15 protein-coding genes are annotated in these 15,984 nt (G+C 74.8%); 7 read left to right on the top strand and 8 right to left on the bottom strand.

From position 1 onward, the window contains the following. Positions 1 to 1,167 (top strand): acyltransferase family protein, encoded by a 1,167-nt coding sequence (locus ACH4F6_RS28190; protein WP_397963164.1) that lies wholly within the window; start codon positions 1 to 3, stop codon positions 1,165 to 1,167. A gap of 218 nt (positions 1,168 to 1,385) precedes the next feature. On the opposite strand, the gene ACH4F6_RS28185 is transcribed toward ACH4F6_RS28190, so the two are convergent. Beyond that, positions 1,386 to 2,126, bottom strand: coding sequence for a hypothetical protein (locus ACH4F6_RS28185; protein WP_397963163.1), 741 nt, complete (start codon positions 2,124 to 2,126; stop codon positions 1,386 to 1,388). Positions 2,127 to 2,167: 41 nt separating this feature from the next. Continuing rightward, positions 2,168 to 4,231, bottom strand: a complete 2,064-nt coding sequence (locus ACH4F6_RS28180; RefSeq protein WP_397963162.1) for a bifunctional glycosyltransferase 87/phosphatase PAP2 family protein — start codon at positions 4,229 to 4,231, stop codon at positions 2,168 to 2,170. A gap of 300 nt (positions 4,232 to 4,531) precedes the next feature. Between ACH4F6_RS28180 and ACH4F6_RS28175 the strand changes: the two genes are divergently transcribed. Then, on the top strand, positions 4,532 to 6,070 hold the full coding sequence (locus ACH4F6_RS28175) for a DUF2330 domain-containing protein (RefSeq protein ID WP_397963161.1): 1,539 nt from the start codon (positions 4,532 to 4,534) through the stop codon (positions 6,068 to 6,070). A 127-nt stretch (positions 6,071 to 6,197) separates the two neighbouring features. Continuing rightward, positions 6,198 to 6,869: an O-methyltransferase gene (locus tag ACH4F6_RS28170; RefSeq protein WP_397963160.1), complete on the top strand. Its 672-nt coding sequence runs from the start codon at positions 6,198 to 6,200 to the stop codon at positions 6,867 to 6,869. A 21-nt stretch (positions 6,870 to 6,890) separates the two neighbouring features. Here ACH4F6_RS28170 and ACH4F6_RS28165 read toward each other — a convergent pair whose 3' ends face one another. Beyond that, positions 6,891 to 7,283, bottom strand: coding sequence for a hypothetical protein (locus tag ACH4F6_RS28165; RefSeq protein ID WP_397963159.1), 393 nt, complete (start codon positions 7,281 to 7,283; stop codon positions 6,891 to 6,893). 98 nt (positions 7,284 to 7,381) lie between these two features. Between ACH4F6_RS28165 and ACH4F6_RS28160 the strand changes: the two genes are divergently transcribed. Then, positions 7,382 to 7,816 carry a DUF1992 domain-containing protein gene (locus ACH4F6_RS28160; protein WP_397963158.1) on the top strand — a complete coding sequence of 145 codons (435 nt, stop codon included), beginning with the start codon at positions 7,382 to 7,384 and terminating at the stop codon, positions 7,814 to 7,816. 38 nt (positions 7,817 to 7,854) lie between these two features. Here ACH4F6_RS28160 and ACH4F6_RS28155 read toward each other — a convergent pair whose 3' ends face one another. Both ACH4F6_RS28155 and ACH4F6_RS28150 read right to left on the bottom strand, forming a co-directional pair. After that, a complete protein-coding gene (locus ACH4F6_RS28155) occupies positions 7,855 to 8,505 on the bottom strand; it encodes a hypothetical protein (RefSeq protein ID WP_397963157.1) in 651 nt (216 codons plus the stop codon). Between the two features lie 5 nt (positions 8,506 to 8,510). Beyond that, on the bottom strand, positions 8,511 to 9,197 hold the full coding sequence (locus tag ACH4F6_RS28150) for a hypothetical protein (protein ID WP_397963156.1): 687 nt from the start codon (positions 9,195 to 9,197) through the stop codon (positions 8,511 to 8,513). Between the two features lie 145 nt (positions 9,198 to 9,342). Here ACH4F6_RS28150 and ACH4F6_RS28145 point away from each other — a divergent pair, with 145 nt between their 5' ends. After that, positions 9,343 to 9,858, top strand: a complete 516-nt coding sequence (locus ACH4F6_RS28145; RefSeq protein WP_397963155.1) for a GNAT family N-acetyltransferase — start codon at positions 9,343 to 9,345, stop codon at positions 9,856 to 9,858. Between the two features lie 51 nt (positions 9,859 to 9,909). Here the strand turns inward: ACH4F6_RS28145 and ACH4F6_RS28140 are convergent, their stop codons facing one another. Further along, the gene (locus ACH4F6_RS28140; RefSeq protein WP_397963154.1) at positions 9,910 to 11,970 is read right to left on the bottom strand and encodes a DHA2 family efflux MFS transporter permease subunit; all 2,061 of its coding nucleotides are present in this window, start codon (positions 11,968 to 11,970) and stop codon (positions 9,910 to 9,912) included. 162 nt (positions 11,971 to 12,132) lie between these two features. On the opposite strand from ACH4F6_RS28140, the gene ACH4F6_RS28135 reads away from it, so the two are divergent. Then, positions 12,133 to 13,383 carry a peptidoglycan-binding protein gene (locus ACH4F6_RS28135; RefSeq protein WP_397963153.1) on the top strand — a complete coding sequence of 417 codons (1,251 nt, stop codon included), beginning with the start codon at positions 12,133 to 12,135 and terminating at the stop codon, positions 13,381 to 13,383. Positions 13,384 to 13,461: 78 nt separating this feature from the next. On the opposite strand, the gene ACH4F6_RS28130 is transcribed toward ACH4F6_RS28135, so the two are convergent. Beyond that, positions 13,462 to 14,118 carry an HAD family hydrolase gene (locus tag ACH4F6_RS28130; protein WP_397963152.1) on the bottom strand — a complete coding sequence of 219 codons (657 nt, stop codon included), beginning with the start codon at positions 14,116 to 14,118 and terminating at the stop codon, positions 13,462 to 13,464. Positions 14,119 to 14,322: 204 nt separating this feature from the next. Further along, positions 14,323 to 14,904, bottom strand: coding sequence for a TMEM165/GDT1 family protein (locus tag ACH4F6_RS28125; RefSeq protein WP_397963151.1), 582 nt, complete (start codon positions 14,902 to 14,904; stop codon positions 14,323 to 14,325). A 411-nt stretch (positions 14,905 to 15,315) separates the two neighbouring features. Between ACH4F6_RS28125 and ACH4F6_RS28120 the strand changes: the two genes are divergently transcribed. Then, a complete protein-coding gene (locus tag ACH4F6_RS28120) occupies positions 15,316 to 15,960 on the top strand; it encodes an HNH endonuclease family protein (protein ID WP_397963150.1) in 645 nt (214 codons plus the stop codon). Positions 15,961 to 15,984: the final 24 nt, after the last annotated feature.

Here is a 15,984-nt window from a genome sequence, read left to right as displayed (position 1 = left end):
TTGACCTCCATACCGGGAGCCGGTCGCGACCGGCTGCCTTCCCTGACCGGGCTGCGCTTCTGGGCGGCCCTGCTCGTCGTCCTGTACCACCTGTCCCGTCAGGTGGGGACCGTTCCGGGACTGAGCGAGACGGTCTGGTACGGCCGCAGCGGGGTGACGTTCTTCTTCGTGCTGTCGGGGGTCGTGCTCGCCTGGACGTACGACGGCGCGCGGGTGCCCGCGCGGGTCTTCCTGTGGCGGCGCTTCGCCCGCATCTGGCCGCTGCTCGCGGTGAGCGTGGGGCTGTCGGTCGCCGTGTGGACGGTCATGGACCGCGCCGTGTCCCTCCGGGCGGTGGCCGCGACGCTGCTGCTGGTCAACGCGTGGTTCCCGGACCCGGTCATGTCCGTCGGCGGCAACCCGGCGGCCTGGTCGCTCAGCGACGAGGCCTGGTTCTACCTGACGTTCCCCGCGCTGCTGGCCGTGCCGGCGGGCCGCCGCGCCCGGGTGGGGGCCTGGACGGCGGCCGCCGTCGTCGGCGCCGCCCTCGTCCTGTGGCCCGCCCTGTCCGGGCTGCCGCCCGCCACCCGCAACTGGGCCCTCGACTACCTGCCGCTGACCCGGTTCCTGCAGTTCGTGCTGGGCGTGGTGGCCGGGCTCGCCCTCAAGCGCGGCTGGCGGCCCCCCGTGTCCCTGCCGGTGGCGGCCGCGCTCGTCATCGGCTGGCACCTGCTGCTGATCCCCTGGTCGAACGCGGTGCCGGACGCCCTCTGGTACAGCCCCTACAACGCCTCGCAGTGGCTGTCGGCGCCCCTCTTCGCGGCCCTGATCTGCGCCGCCGCCCGGGCCGACCTCGACGGCAGGCGCACCGGGCTGGGCGGGGCGTGGATGATCCGGCTGGGGCACTGGTCGTTCGCCTGGTACCTCGTCCACGAGATCGTCATCCGGGTCGCCGTCTTCCACTGGGGCAAGCCCGCCCCCGGCAGTGACACGCCGGTGTTCTGGGCGGGTGTGCTGGTCGTCAGCCTGGCCTTGGCGGCGGTGGCGTACCACTGCGTGGAGCATCCGGCCGAGCGGTGGCTGCGCCGCCGCGGACCGGCCGCCCGTCCCCTCCCCGGCCCGGGCGCGGAACCCGCCCCTTCGCGTGCCGTCCGCCGGCGCGACAAGGCCGTCGATCCGACGCCGTAGCGGACCCCGCCGGAGTCACCGCGCTCGCCCTCGTGCCCCCCTCCGCGGCAGGACAGCGGGCACCCCCTGCAGCCGGCGTGCCCCCTGGGGAGCGCCCGTCACCCGGGCCGGTGTCCGCGTCGACCGGGTGCGCGCACGGATGCTCGCCTCTCCTGGGTGCCGTCGCACCCCCGGCTTCGCGTGATCCGCGTCCCGGCCGGGGGTCCGGGGCCTGCCGGTCAGGACGCCCGGCCCTCCTCCAGTCGCTCCACCTGCCGTTCCACCAGGTCCCGCGGGAACGTCGCCTCGCGGCCCGCCTCCGTCTTGCGGAACAGGGCGGTGAGGGCGCCGGTGCGGACGAAGACGTAGTCCTGGTGGAGGTCCAGGCCCTCCTCGGTGAGGGTGGTGGTGCGGAAGGTCAGGGCCTCGTCGCCGACGTGTCCCGTCTCGGGGGCGCCGACCCCGGTGACGTCGGTGGTGTACGGGCCGTCGTAGGACTCGCCGGAGTAGTACCGGCAGGTCCGCAGGCCGTTCTCGAGCCGGTCGAAGGCCTGCTCGGCGCCCGCGCCCGGGTAGGACGCCAGGGTGGACGCGCCGCCCCAGAGGTCGCCCTTCCAGTTGAAGACCTGGCGGACGACGGCGGACGCGCCCTCGGCGTCCAGGACGTCGAGGACGTTCTGGCAGGCCGCGTCGGAGACGGGCGGGAACGTCCGCTCGCCCTGCCGGGGACGGGGTTTCACGAGCGGGCTGTCGTGGGTGCCCGGGACCTCGCCGTTCTCGAAGGCCAGGCGCTCCAGGTCGTCGTACGCCAGGGGGCCGGACGCCGTCGGGGCGGACCCCCGGCCGTCGTCCCGTGCCGCGTCCTGTCCCGAGCAGCCCGCCCCGGCGAGCACCACCACCCCCGCGGCGGTGCCGACCAGCAGCAACCGCCGCGCCTTGTCCTTGAGCATGCGTTCTCTCACCGCGTCCATCACGTCCACGCGTCTATCACAGGCGGCCCCGTGCCCCGCACGCGCCCCCGTCAGCCGGGCGTCCGGTCCCTCGCGGCCGGCACCGCCGGCCGCTCGTCGGCGACCGCGGCGGCCCGGGTGACCGCGGCCGTCCGGACCCGGGGGCCCTGGAGCGCGTACGCCAGCCCGAAGCCCGCCAGCACCACCGCCGCGCCGCCGGCCGCGTCCAGCACCCAGTGGTTTCCGGTGGCGACGATCGCCGACACCGTGAAGAACGGGTGCAGCAGCCCCAGCGCCTTCATCCACCACCTCGGCGCCACGACCGCGATCACCAGGCCGCACCACAGCGACCACCCGAAGTGCAGCGACGGCATCGCCGCGTACTGGTTCGTCAGGGCGGTCAGCGTGCCGTAGTCGGGCCGGGAGAAGTCCTGCACGCCGTGCACCGTGTCGATGATCCCCAGCTCCGGCATCAGCCGCGGCGGAGCCAGCGGGTAGAGCCAGAAGCCGACCAGCGCGAGCAGGGTCGCGAAGCCCAGGGACGAGCGCGCCCAGCGGTAGTCGACCGGCCGCCGCCAGTAGAGCACCGCCAGCACGGACAGCGGCACGGCGAAGTGGAAGGACGTGTAGTAGAAGTCGAAGAACTCGCGCAGCCAGTCGACGCCCACCACCCAGTGGTTGACCGTGCGCTCGACGTCGATGCGCAGGACGCGCTCCATGTCGAGGATCTGGTGGCCGTGGGCCTCCGCACGGTCCCGGCCCCCCGAGATCGTCCCCCCGGTCGCCGCCAGCCGCACCCGCTGGTACGCCGCGTACGTCACGCGGATCAGCAGCAGCTCCAGCAGGAGGTTCGGGCGGGTCAGGACGCGGCGCGGGAACGGCAGCAGCGGCACCCACGTCCAGCGGGCCGGCGCCGGCGCCGCGTACTCCGTCGGGACCGGTGCGCGGTAGTGCTCCGAGGTCCGCGACAGGAAGGGCACCGCCGTCGCGGCGGCCAGCGCCGCCAGCAGCACGACGTTGTCCCGCAGCGGGTACAGGGACGGCATGTCCGGCAGCAGCATCTTCGTGGGCAGCGTCATCACCAGGACGACGGCCACCGGCCAGACGTAGCGGTCGGAGGCGCGCCGGCCGACCCGGCCGACCACCGCCAGCAGCACCCACAGCAGCTGGTGCTGCCAGGTCGTCGGGGAGACCGCGATCGCCGCGCAGCCGGTGACGGCGACCGCCAGCAGCAGCTGTCCGTCGCGGGCGTAGCGCACCGCCCGGCGGACGCCGAGGACCGCGACGGCCACGCCCAGCACGAGGAACAGGGCGATCTCCGGCGGGCCGGAGAGGCCCAGGCGCAGGAGGGCGCCGTGCAGGGACTGGTTGGCGAGGGCGTCCGCCTCGCCGCCGAGGCCGGCGCCCGCCAGGTGGTGGACCCAGTAGGTGGACGAGTCGTGCGGCATCGCCGCCCAGGCGAGCAGGGTCGAGGCGGTGAAGGTGGCGCCGGTGGAGAGGGCCGCCCGCCGGCGGCCCGTGAGCCACAGCAGCGGGACGAACAGGAGCACCGTGGGCTGGAGGGCGGCGGCCAGGCCGATCAGTGTTCCGCCGGTCCGCTGCCCGCGGACGACGAAGCAGCCGAGCAGGACGAGCAGGACCGGGATGATGCTGGTCTGGCCGAGCCAGAGGGTGGCGCGGACCGGCAGGGACAGCATCAGCAGGACGATGGCGACGGGTGCGGCGAGCAGCGAGGTGCGTCTGCTGACCGGCTGGGGCAGGGCGCGCGCCGCGATCAGGCCGAGGGCGACGACCAGCAGCAGCGTGCCGAAGGTCCAGCCCCAGCCGAGGGCCTGTTCGGCCGCGCGGGTCAGCGGTTTGAGGACGAGCCCGCCGAAGGGGGTGCCGGTGAAGCGGGTGGAGTCGTAGAGCGAGCCGTTGACGTGCAGCACGCCGTCCGGTCCGACCCAGGTCTCCAGGTCCGTCAGCCGTTCCGAGCGCGGGGTGCCGAGCACGACGGCCACCTGCCGGACGGCGAGGACCGCCGCGATCAGCCAGAGGGCGAGGCGGGCCGCGCGCAGGCGCGCTCTCGCCGTGCCGGCCGCCGTGGTCCCGAAGGGTTCCGCCGGCCGCTCACTGTGCTCCGCGTTCGCCACGCCTCGTCGGCCTCCCGCCCCGTAGGTCCTGCGCGTTCCACGTCGAGGTGCCTTCACGAACCCCATGAGGCTCGTGCTGCCCCCCGACGAAGACGCAGAGCACCCCGCCTTCACCTGACGCACGTTCTCCCTTTGTCCGAAAGACGATAGTGCGCCGGGGGAAGGGACGCCTCCGTGAAGGGTGTTGTGGGCCGTGACGTGAACGGAACCGGCCCTCGCTCCGTACCGTCGTAGCCACCACGGCAGTGATCAGCGGCGGGCCGCCCGGCGGCGGTGATCGACGACGGAGGGCTACGGGGCATGCCAGGTTTCCTGCGGGGACGGCGGGACCAGCGCGCACGGCGGGAGCGGTGGCGGCGGCGGGCGGCGGCCCTCCTCCTCGCGCTCCTCGCCACGCAGCTCGGCTCCCTCCTCGCCCCGGCCTACGCCTGCGGCTGCGGTGCGCTCGTCCCGGGCGACGAGCGGCGGGTCGCGGTGCACCGGGAGGTCTCCGTGGTGCGCTGGGACGGGGAACGGGAGCAGATCGTGATGAGCCTGTCGGTCACCGGGGACGCCGACCGGGCCGCCTGGATCATGCCGGTGCCGAGCCGGGCGACCGTGCGGCTCGGCGACGCGGAGGTCTTCTCCCAGCTGACCGAGGCCACGGCGCCCGAGGAACGCGCCCGGTACCACTTCTGGCCGCAGGACGGTGACTGGCCGCTGTCCACGGGCGACGGCGCGGGGGCGGCGGCCCCGCCGGCGCCGGGTGCGGGGCCGGGCGTGGGCGTGGTGGGGCGGGAGCGGCTCGGGCCGTTCGACGTGGCCCGGCTGACGGCCACCGACCCGGCCGCCCTGGACGACTGGCTGGGCGAGAACGGCTTCGCCTTCCCGCCCCGCCTGGAGTCGGCCCTCCAGCCGTACGTCGACCGGCGCTGGGAGTACGTGGCGGTGCGGCTGACCCCGGAGACCGCCGGCGCCCCGCTGCGCGGCGACCTCGAACCGCTGCACCTCGCCTTCGCCAGCGGCACCCTCGTCTACCCGATGCGGCTGTCGCGGCTCGCGACGAGCGGGCAGTCGCTGGTCCTGTACGTGCTGGCCGGTCACCGCATGGAGCCGGTGTCGCGGATCGGCGGCGAGCGGCCCCGGGTCACCTTCGCGGGACCGGTCGGCACGACGGCGGGGCCGCTGGGCGCGCTCGCGGACGGGGCGCCGTTCCTGACGGCGCTGGCGCAGGAGTTCCCGGACCCGTCGTCGATCTCGGCGGACCACGAGCTGCGGCGCACGGCGAAGGACACCGCGTTCCGGCAGGTCGTCTACGACGACCGGCTGCTGAGGGTGGCGGGGGTCCCGGCGTGGCTGGTGACCGTCGTCGGCGGCCTGGTGGCACTGGTGACGACGACGGCGGTGCTCGGCGCACGACGGGGCCGGACACGCCGGCGGCACCCAGGGGAACGGCCGCCGACCGGACCGACGGCACCGGGCGGGTACCCGACGCCACCGGCCGGAGCGGCGGCACCCGGCGGGTGTCCGGCGCCTCCCGCCCGACCCACGACACCCGGCGCGCCCCCGGTGCCACCCGCCGCGCCGACGGCACCGGGTACGCCACCGGCGGCCGGTGGCGTACCCGCGACACCGGGCGATCCTCCGAGACCTCCCGCCCGGCCCGCGGCACCCGGCGGGTATCCGGAGGCACCCGCCCGACCCGCAGCGCCGGATGGCCGTTTGGAGGCGCCCGCCGCGCCGGCGACACCGGGTACGCCACCGGCGGCCGGCGCCGGACCCGCGGTGCCCGGTGCGGCTCCGGTGCCGCCCGTTCCCCCCGTTCCCCCGTCGCCGCCGGCCCCTGGGCCGAACGGCTGAATTCCTTCGGTGGGCAACCGGTCGGGACCGGTCGACGGGGAACTCGGGCACAGCGGGTGCCGTTGACAGGACTGGTCAGCGTTCCACGCTTGTCCCGGATATGTCAGGTACACGAGAGGCAGAGCGCATGAGCGAGTCGCAGGTCTGGGACGCCGTCGACGCCTACTTCACCGCCCACCTCGCCCCGGACGACGAGGTGACCGCGGCCGCGCTGCGCGACAGCGAGGCCGCCGAGCTCCCGCGGATCAGCGTCACGGCGAGCCAGGGCAAGCTGCTCCAGCTGCTCGCCCAGATCCAGGGGGCGCGCACCATCCTGGAGATCGGCACGCTCGGCGGGTACAGCACGATCTGGCTGGGCCGCGCGCTCCCGCCCGACGGCCGGCTGATCTCGCTGGAGTACAGCCCGCGGCACGCGGAGGTCGCCACCCGCAACATCGCCCGCGCGGGGCTCGACAAGCAGGTGGAGGTGCGGGTCGGCCCGGCCCTGGAGTCGCTGCCGCTGCTGGCCGACGAGAACCCTCCCCCGTTCGACCTGGTCTTCATCGACGCCGACAAGGCCAACAACGCCCACTACCTGGACTGGGCCCTCAGGCTCACCAGCACGGGCAGCCTGATCGTCCTCGACAACGTCGTCCGGGGCGGCCGGGTCGCCGACGCGGACAGCGACGCGGGGGACGTGCGCGGCACCCGCGCCGCGATCGAACTCATCGGCTCGCACCCGAGGTTGAGCGGCACCGCCATCCAGACGGTGGGCGCCAAGGGCTACGACGGTTTCGCGCTGGCCCGCGTCCTGGCGTAGCCCGCGCCGCCCCCGCGGGGATCACACCTCGTGGTAGAAGCCCACGTTGACGCTGCGCGGCCCGGTGCGGTCGACGATCACGATCTCGCCGGCCCCGCCGCGCGGCAGCTGCACGCTCCCGCCGTACGCGATGGTCTGGGCGTACTCGCCGACCACCAGCCGGACCTCGGACGAGGGGTCCGGCTGGGAGCCGCGCAGCCAGCTGACCCGCCAGACGCCGTCGGGGCCGCACACGAACTCCAGGTGCACCCGGGAGACGAACAGCCAGTCCTCGGGCGTCACGAGGCGGCAGAGGGACGTGTCCCGGCCCACCCGCAGCACGGCCCCGGGTTCGCTGGGCGCGTCGGCCATGAGCATGCCGGCCGTGGCCCCCTCTTCCGTCCCCGAGACGGTGGCCATGGTGAGTTCGAGCACGTGCGCTCCTCGTGAGGTGTCCGACAGTGGCGGGTGTGACCTTGTACGCGGCCGCATACTAAATCGCCCGGGGCCACCGCGTCCGGCACAATGGACGCATGACCGAGCGAAAGCCACCCGGCGTCCCGTTCGAGTCATGGGTCGACAAGCAGATCCGTGACGCGCAGCGGCGCGGCGAGTTCGACCGACTCCCTGGTGCGGGGCGTCCGTTGGCCGAAGGCCTGGAAGCGTCGTACGACGAACTGTGGTGGATCCGGCGCAAGATGGCGCGCGAGGGGCTCTCGGTGCTCCCGCCCGCGCTCGCGTTGCGCAAGGAGGCGGAGGACGCCCTCGCGGCGGCCTACGCGGCCCCTTCGGAACGCCTCGTCCGGAAGATCATCACGGACGTCAACGTCAAGCTGCGGGACATGATGTTCAAGCCGCCGCCCGGCCCCCCGCTGGGCATGAAGCCCTACGACGTCGAAGCGGTCGTGGGCGAGTGGCGGGAGCGCCGGGCGGCGTCGGGCTCGCGGGAGGGCCGGCCGGAGGTCTAGGACCTGCCGGGGCTCGGGCCCTCCCGGGTGCGGCACGGTCACAGGTGCAGCAGCCGCTCCGTCAGTTCGCGGTAGTCGCGCAGGGCGAGCCGGAGCTGCTCGGTGTCGGCGGTGGTGACGGCGTCGTCCTTGGCGTCGTCGCCGAGCTGCCAGGAACCGCGCAGGGTACGGCGGCGCCGGTTCACGGCGTCGGTGAAGCGCGCGGTCAGCTCCTCCAGGACGTGGTCCGCCTCCTCGACCGAGTCGCGGGGGTGGTCGACGAACTCGGCGACCGCGTGCTGGATGCGGGCGGCGAGCGTGTCGCACTCGTCGTGCGCGAGGAGGGGGGAGGTCTGGGCGGTCTGCGGAGCGGCCCGGCCGCCGGGGCGGTCGTCGTGCGTGCCGCTGCCGGCGCTCGGCACGTCCCTCGTGTCGTCCCGTCCGGCACCCCGCGTGTCGCCGTACCCCACGCCGCGCGTGCCCTCCTGCCCGACACCCCGCGTCTCGTCCTCGCCGGTGGCGCCCCTCGCGGGACCTTCCCCGGCGCCCCGGGCCGTCCGGGCGTCCGCGGTCTCCTCGACGAACGCGCTCCGCGTCTCGGCGGTCGTCGCCGGGGTCTCCCGGCCTCCGCCGGCCACGGTCGTCCGCTCGACCGGCTCCTGGTGCCGTGTCCCTCGCCGGTCCTCGCCGCTCGGTGTCATGTCGGGCATGTCCTTCACCCCTCCTTGGTCTGGTGCCGGTGGAAGCCCCACGGCACGCGGTGGTGGTCCGCACGGTCCCGCGTGCTCCGGCCCTCGGCCGTCCGGGCCGGCGTGCGCAGGCGGCCGGAGTCGTGCCGGCCGCGCGACACGAGGTCGTCGAAGAGCGCGCGGCCCTCGACCATGGCGGCCCGCAGGTCCTCGGTGCCGGGGGCCTGGCCGCTGCGCGCGCCGCCGTCCGCGTGGAAGCTCGCGACCTGGTGGACGCGGCGGTAGCCGTGGACGTGGTGCGGGTGGTGCACGGAGAGCGCGGCGACCTGCTCCTCGTACTGCCCGCCGTCCGGGAAGCCCCGGGCGCCGGCCACCTCCGCGAGCAGTCGGTCGGCCTCGGCGACCGCCTCGCGGGGGGAGTCGACGAAGCGCTCCTGCGCCGCCGTCCAGCGGGCCTCGAACCGCTCGCGCTCCGCGGGCTCCAGCGGCCGCTCCTGCAGCCCGCCGTGCCGCTCCACGAGAGCGCCGAGTTCCCGCTCGGCCGCCTTGACGTCCCCGTCGTTGCGCGCGACGGCCCGGTCGTACTCGGGTCCGAAGCGCTGCTTGAGACTGTGTCCTGACCGCGACCCTCGGGCCCGCACGGCCAGGAAGGCCGCGACGGCGACAATGGCCGCCACGATCACGATCAGAGCGATGATCACGCCTGTGGACATGGTTGCCTTCCGGTGTATCGGCCCCTCGGGCCGGTTCACGGTTCGGGTTGCCCGTCGAACGCCGGACAAACGGCGCCCGCCGTGAGCCCGCCCGGCCTCAAATCCGGTTGCGGACGCGCCCCGTGCCGTCCCGACAATGGCCGCCATGAGCTGGACGATCACCCCGGAACCCGTGGACTCCCCGGTCGCCGCCGCGCTGTGGCGGGCCTACTACACCGAGGTCAGCGACCGCTGGTACCTGCGGTACGAGGGACGCCGGACGGACCCGGACGAGCTGGAGCGGGAGATCGCCGCCGGCGCCGGCGGCGGGCTGGCCCCGCCGAGGGGGCGGCTGCTCGTCGCACGCCACCGCGGTGAGCCGGCCGGCAGCGCGGGCGTACGCCTGCTGGACCCGGCGACCGCGGAGCTCAAGCGGGTGTTCCTGCTGCCGCGGGTGCGCGGGAAGGGCGGCGCGGCCCTGCTGGTGGAGGCCGCCGAGGAGACCGCCCGGGCGCTCGGCGCCCGGCGGATGGTCCTGGACACGCGCGGCGACCTGATCGAGGCCCGCGCCCTGTACGCCCGGCTCGGCTACACGGAGACCGAGGCCCACAACGACGACGCGTACGCCGAGCACTGGTTCGCCAAGGACCTCGTCCCGGTGCCCCCCGCCCACCGTCCCTGACCGCTCGCCCGGCCCGCGCCGCCGGCCGCCCGCGCCCCTCGTCGGACCGCGTCACCGGCCGCCCGCGCCCGTCCCCGCGGTCCGCGCCGCCGGACGGCCCTCGTGCGGCTGTTCCCGGTCCGAGCCGCACAGTTCGCCGTTCAGCTCCTTCACCAGCTGGATCAGGTCGGTGGGGCGGTCGGGCCCCCACCAGTCGCCGAGCAGTTCGGCGAGCGACTCCTCGCGGGCCCGGGCGAGCCGCTCGGCGACCTCGCCGCCCGCGGGGGTCAGCCGCAGGTCGAGGCCCTCGCGGACGGCGAGGCGGCGCTCCTCGATCTGGCGGGCGCCCTCCAGGACCGCGGGCAGCGGGACGTTGACGCGCTCGGCGAGCATGCCGGGCTCGACGGCGCCGTACCGCCTGATCCGCAGCAGCATCCAGCTCGCGGCCGGGAGGAGGTCGTAGCCGGCCCGTTCGGTGATCTTCTGGTACACCTCGCGGCGGCCCTCCCGGGTGCCGAGGACGGACAGCGCCCGGCACACCTCGTCGTACGACGACCGCTCGACCGGGTTGCTGGCGAGGGTCTCCGTCACGTCGGGGGCGGTGACCGAGGCGCGCAGGCGGTCCTCCTTCAGGAACCAGGCGAGGACGAAACCGAGGAGCGCGACGGGGGCGGCGTACAGGAAGACGTCCGTGATGGAGGACGCGTACGCGTGCAGCACCGGCGGGCGCAGGGCGGCCGGCAGACCGCCGATGACGCGCGGGTCGGCCTCCAGCCCCTCCACGGAGACGCCGGCCGGGAGCTCGACGCCCCGGAAGGCGGCCTCGAGCTTGTCGCCCAGGCGGTTCGCGAAGACGGTGCCGAAGAGGGCGACGCCGAAGGAGGCGCCGATGGAGCGGAAGAAGGTCGCGCCGGAGGTGGCGACGCCCAGGTCCTCGTAGGAGACCGCGTTCTGCACGATGAGGACCAGGACCTGCATCACCAGGCCGAGGCCCAGGCCGAAGACGAAGAAGAACACGCTCGTCTCGGCGGTGGGGCTGTTCTCGTCGAGCTGGTGCAGCAGGAGCAGGCCGATCGTCGTGACGGCCGTGCCGGCCAGCGGGAAGACCTTCCAGCGGCCGGTGCGGCTGACGATCTGGCCGGACGCCGTCGACGCCAGCAGCATGCCGAACACCATCGGCAGCATGTGCACGCCCGACATCGTCGGCGAGACGCCCCGCACGACCTGGAGGAACGTCGGCAGGTAGGTCATCGCGCCGAACATCGCGAAGCCGACGATGAAGCTGATGACGGCGGAGAGGGTGAAGGTGCGGATGCGGAACAGCTTGAGCGGGAGGACGGGTTCGGCCGCCCGCCGCTCCACGGCCGTGAACGCGCCCACGAGGACCGCGCCGAGGACGGCGAGGCCGACGATCTGCGGCGAGCCCCAGCCCCAGGTGACGCCGCCGAGGGAGGCGACGAGGACCAGGCAGGTGGCGACGGAGGCGATGAGGAAGGTGCCGAGGTAGTCGATGACGTGCTCGGTCGCCCTGCGCGGGATGTGCAGGACCGCCGCGATGACGGCGAGCGCGACGACGCCGACCGGCAGGTTGACGTAGAAGACCCAGCGCCAGCTCAGGTGCTCGGTGAAGACGCCGCCGAGGAGCGGGCCGAGCACGCTGGTGGCGCCGAAGACGGCGCCGAACAGGCCCTGGTAGCGGCCGCGGTCGCGCGGCGGGACGAGGTCGCCGACGATCGCCATGGACAGCACCATCAGACCGCCGCCGCCCAGGCCCTGCACCGCCCGGAAGGCGATGAGCTGCGGCATGTCCTGGGCCGCTCCGCACAGCGCCGAGCCGGCCAGGAAGATCAGGATGGCGATCTGGAACAGCCTCTTCCGCCCGTACTGGTCGCCCAGCTTGCCCCACAGCGGCGTCGCGGCCGTCGACGCCAGCAGGTACGCCGTGACCACCCAGGACAGGTGCTCCAGACCGCCGAGGTCGCTGACGATCGTGGGCAGCGCGGTCGACACGATGGTCTGGTCGAGGGCGGCGAGCAGCATGCCGAGCAGCAGGGCGCCGATCGAGACGAGGACGTTCCCGGAGACGTGCTCCCGGTGCGGATCCTCCGTGCGGGCGTGTGCGTCCAAGGCCATGGATGCCTCCCGAGGCTCACGTGACACTTTTCCATCGTGATCGGTGTGTCCCGTTATGGCCCGTCGAGTCCCGTCGGAACCCTTCATTCCGGGGGTCGTGGGCGGGCGGTTGTGTGGAGGATCTGCATAATCTCTGAAGTTCGCACGGGGAGGGACGAACAGGTGACCGAATCGACGGGGCAGCAGGGACCAGCGGGGCGGCAGGGGCATCCGTGCCCGGAGTGCGGTGCGCTCCGGGCGGCGGACAACACCCCGTCGTGCTCCTGCGCCCGGCGGGCGTCCGAGGCCCTGCGCGACGCCCGCGAGGCGGAGGCGGCCGCCGCGGGGGACTTCGACCCGCTGCGCATACGGCCCTACGTCGAGATCGGCGGGGCCGGCGAGGGGGGCGGGGCCGGCGAGGGGGGCGGGGCCGGCGAGGGGGGCGGGGCCGGCGAGGGGGGCGGGGACGCGGAGCCGACGCCGGGGGCGGCCGCGGCCGACGTCACGATGCCCTTGCCGCCGGTGTCCGGCGCCGCCCCGTCCGCGTCGCGGGCGTCCGGTGCCGCGGGCGCCGCGCCGGCGGACCCCGACGCCACGGCGCCCGTGCCCCGCGTACCCGGCGCGGCCGCGCCCGTGCCGCAGGCGCCCGACGCCACCATGCCCCTGCGCGCGGTGGACCCGTCCGGCCCGGATCCGCGGACGACGGCCCTGCCCGCGCCCCTCAGCACCGGGCCCTCCGAGCCCAGCGCCACCGACCTGAGCCTGTTCGAGGCGGATGAGCCGGGCGGCGGCGGGGCCCACGCCGACGACGGGCACCCGCGCGGCCGGCGCCGCCGTACGCTGCTGATCGCGAGCGCCGCCGCGGCGGTGGCCGTCGTGGCGGCGGCCGGTTTCGCGAGCGGGCTGTTCTCCTACGAGACGCCGAGCCGGGACGGCGCCGCTCCCGAGGACGTGCGGGCGGCCGTGCCGGACACCTCGACGAGCGCGGCCTCCGCGTCCGCCCCGGCGAGCCCCTCGGCGTCCCCGTCGGCCTCCAGCGCCTCCCCGTCCCCGTCCGAGAGCGAGAGCGCCTCGCCGTCCCCGTCGGCCTCCAGCGCCTCGCCGACGGCCTCGCCGACGGCCGGGGTGAGCCCGAGCGCGACGGCCGCGCAGGCCTCGGACTCCCCGGCCCCGGGGAACGGCTCCGGCCAGGCGGAGGTCAGCCCCGAGCCGCCCGTCCTGCGCCGCGGCGACCAGGGAGCCGAGGTGACCGAGCTCCAGCTGCGGCTGCGGCAGCTGTACCTCTACAACGACGAGACCGACGGGGTGTTCACCAACAGGGTCGAGAGCGCGCTGCGCAACTACCAGTGGTCGCGGGGGATCCAGGGCGACGAGCTGGGGGTGTACGGGGCGGCGACGCGGGAGAGGCTGGAGTCGGAGACGAAGGAGCCGTGAGGCCGCCCGCCCGTCGTGCGGCGGGGCGGGGCACCACCGGTGCGGGGCGCGCGCCGGGGCTCCCCGCGACGGGCGGGATCAGCCCACGTGCAGCCGTACCGTCCCGTCGGGCGACGCCTCCACGCGCACCTGCGTGAGGTCCCGCACCACCGCGTCCGCGCCGTGGAACCCGGCCCGGGGGCCGATCCCCACCACGCGCATGCCGGCGGAGCGCCCCGCGGCGATCCCCGCCCCGGAGTCCTCGAACACCACGCACGCGGCGGGATCGACGCCGAGTTCGGCGGCCCCCTTCAGGAACCCCTCGGGGTCGGGCTTGCTCGCGCCCACCGACTCCGCCGTGATCCGCACGTCGGGCAGCGGAAGCCCGGCGGCGGCCATCCGCGCCGTGGACAGCGGCACGTCGGCGGACGTCACCAGCGCGTGCGGCAGCCCCCGCAGGGAGGCCAGGAACTCCGGGGCGCCGGGCACCGGGACCACGCCGTCCGTGTCGGCGGTCTCCTCGGCGAGCATGCGCGCGTTGTCCGCGAGGTTCTGCTCGACCGGCCGCTGCGGCAGCAGCAGCGCCATCGACGCGTGCCCCTGCCGCCCGTGCACGACCTTCATCACCTCGTCGCCGTCCAGCCCGTGCCGCTCGGCCCAGCGCCGCCAGACGCGCTCCACGACGGCGTCGGAGTTGACCAGGGTGCCGTCCATGTCGAGCAGGAGGGCACGGGCGGTGAGGACGGTGGCCGTCATCGGCAGCTCCCGGGCGGGGACGGAAGGGGCGGTCCGGCCGGAGCCGGAGGACAAGGCGGCCCCGCCCGCCGGTCAGGGAAAACGAGCGGGAGCCACTTTGTTTCCACACGGTACAAAACATGCGGGGCTCGCGCCAGCCCGCCCCGGAGCCGTTCACCCGCCGTTCAGCCCGGCCGGCCGCCCCGCGGCCGCCCGGCCGCCGCGTCACCCGGCGATCGCCTCCCACAGGCTCCACACGCCGAGGGCCAGCATCAGCAGGGCCGCGATGCGCGTGATCAGGGTCAGCGGCACCCGCTTCATCAGGGCCTTGCCGCCGACGATGCCGAGCCCGGCCACCGCCCACAGCGCGAGCACCGCGCCGAGGCCGACGGAGAGCGGGTCGTCGTAGCGGGCGGCGAGGTTGGCCGTCATGATCTGGGTGAGGTCGCCGAACTCGGCGACCAGGATGAGCATGAAGCCCGCCCCGGCGACCTTCCAGAAGGACTGGTTCTCCGGCTTGCGGATCTCCTCCTCGTCCTCGTCCTTCTTCATGAGCAGCATCGCGGCGCCGCCCAGGAAGAGCACGCCGGTCAGCGCGTGCACGATCTGCTGCGGCAGCAGGGTCAGCACGCTGCCGGCCGCGACGGCGAGCGCGACGTGCAGCGCGAAGGCGGCGGCGACGCCGGCGAAGACGTACGAGGCGCGGTAGCGCGTGCCGAGGACCAGGCCGGCGAGGGCGGTCTTGTCCGGCAGCTCGGCGAGGAAGACGACGCCGAAGACGAGCGCTGTCACGGTGAAGCTGATCAAGGGTGTCTCAATCGGTCGGGGCCGCCCCGCCGAGAGTGCTGCTCCTTCGCGCAGGACGCCTCGGCACGGCAGCACACATGGCATCCGCGCCGTACGGCACGGATGTGCACTGCTTGCCGAAGGTCTCGCTGGCCGGCCCCGGTACGGGCCTGCCTCCGGGCGCCGGCTCGGCCGTCACGAGGACGGGGCGAGCAGTGTGTCGACGGTCCGGCGAAGAGCTACTCCCCTTCTGCGTCCCCCATGGTACGTGAGCCCCGCACCGATCCGGCCGGACCGTAAGCGGCGTCACACCCCTTGTCGCGTCATGTACACGTCACTAGCTTCTTACCGCGCACACACCTCCCCGCAACGCGGCCCCGCGAGCATTCCCCCGCTCGCACCGCAACGCCCCACATCCCCAAGGGAGTTCGCATGTCGAAGTTCTACGCGCGTCGACGGGTCAGCATACTCGCGGCGCTCACCGGCCTGACAGCCTCCGCGGCCCTCTTCAACTCCCCGAGCGCCTCCGCGGCCCTGCCCACCCCGGTCAGCGCGGCCACCGCCCGCACCTACCTCGCCTCGCTCACCGTGGCCGCCGAGGACCGCACCGGCTACGACCGCGACCTGTTCCCGCACTGGATCACCCAGTCCGGCACCTGCAACACCCGCGAGACCGTCCTCAAGCGCGACGGCTCCGGCGTCGTCACCGACTCCGCCTGCGCCGCCACCAGCGGCAGCTGGTACTCCGTGTACGACGGCGCCACCTGGACCGCCGCCTCCGACCTCGACATCGACCACCTGGTGCCGCTCGCCGAGGCCTGGGACTCCGGCGCCGACGGCTGGACCACCTCCCGCCGTCAGGCCTTCGCCAACGACCTGACCCGCCCGCAGCTCATCGCCGTCACCGACAACGTCAACCAGGCCAAGGGCGACCAGGACCCCGCCACCTGGATGCCGTCCCGCACGGCGTACCGCTGCACCTACGTCCGCGCCTGGGTGCAGGTGAAGTACTACTACGGCCTCTCGGTCGACTCCGCCGAGAAGAGCGCGCTCACCAGCTACCTCTCCGCCTGCTGAGCCGGCCCCGGCCCCTCTTCCGCC

The organism is Streptomyces sp. NPDC017936 (assembly GCF_044328485.1).
Taxonomy (GTDB): Bacteria; Actinomycetota; Actinomycetes; order Streptomycetales; family Streptomycetaceae; genus Streptomyces.
This window is presented reverse-complemented; position numbering and strand designations above follow the sequence as displayed.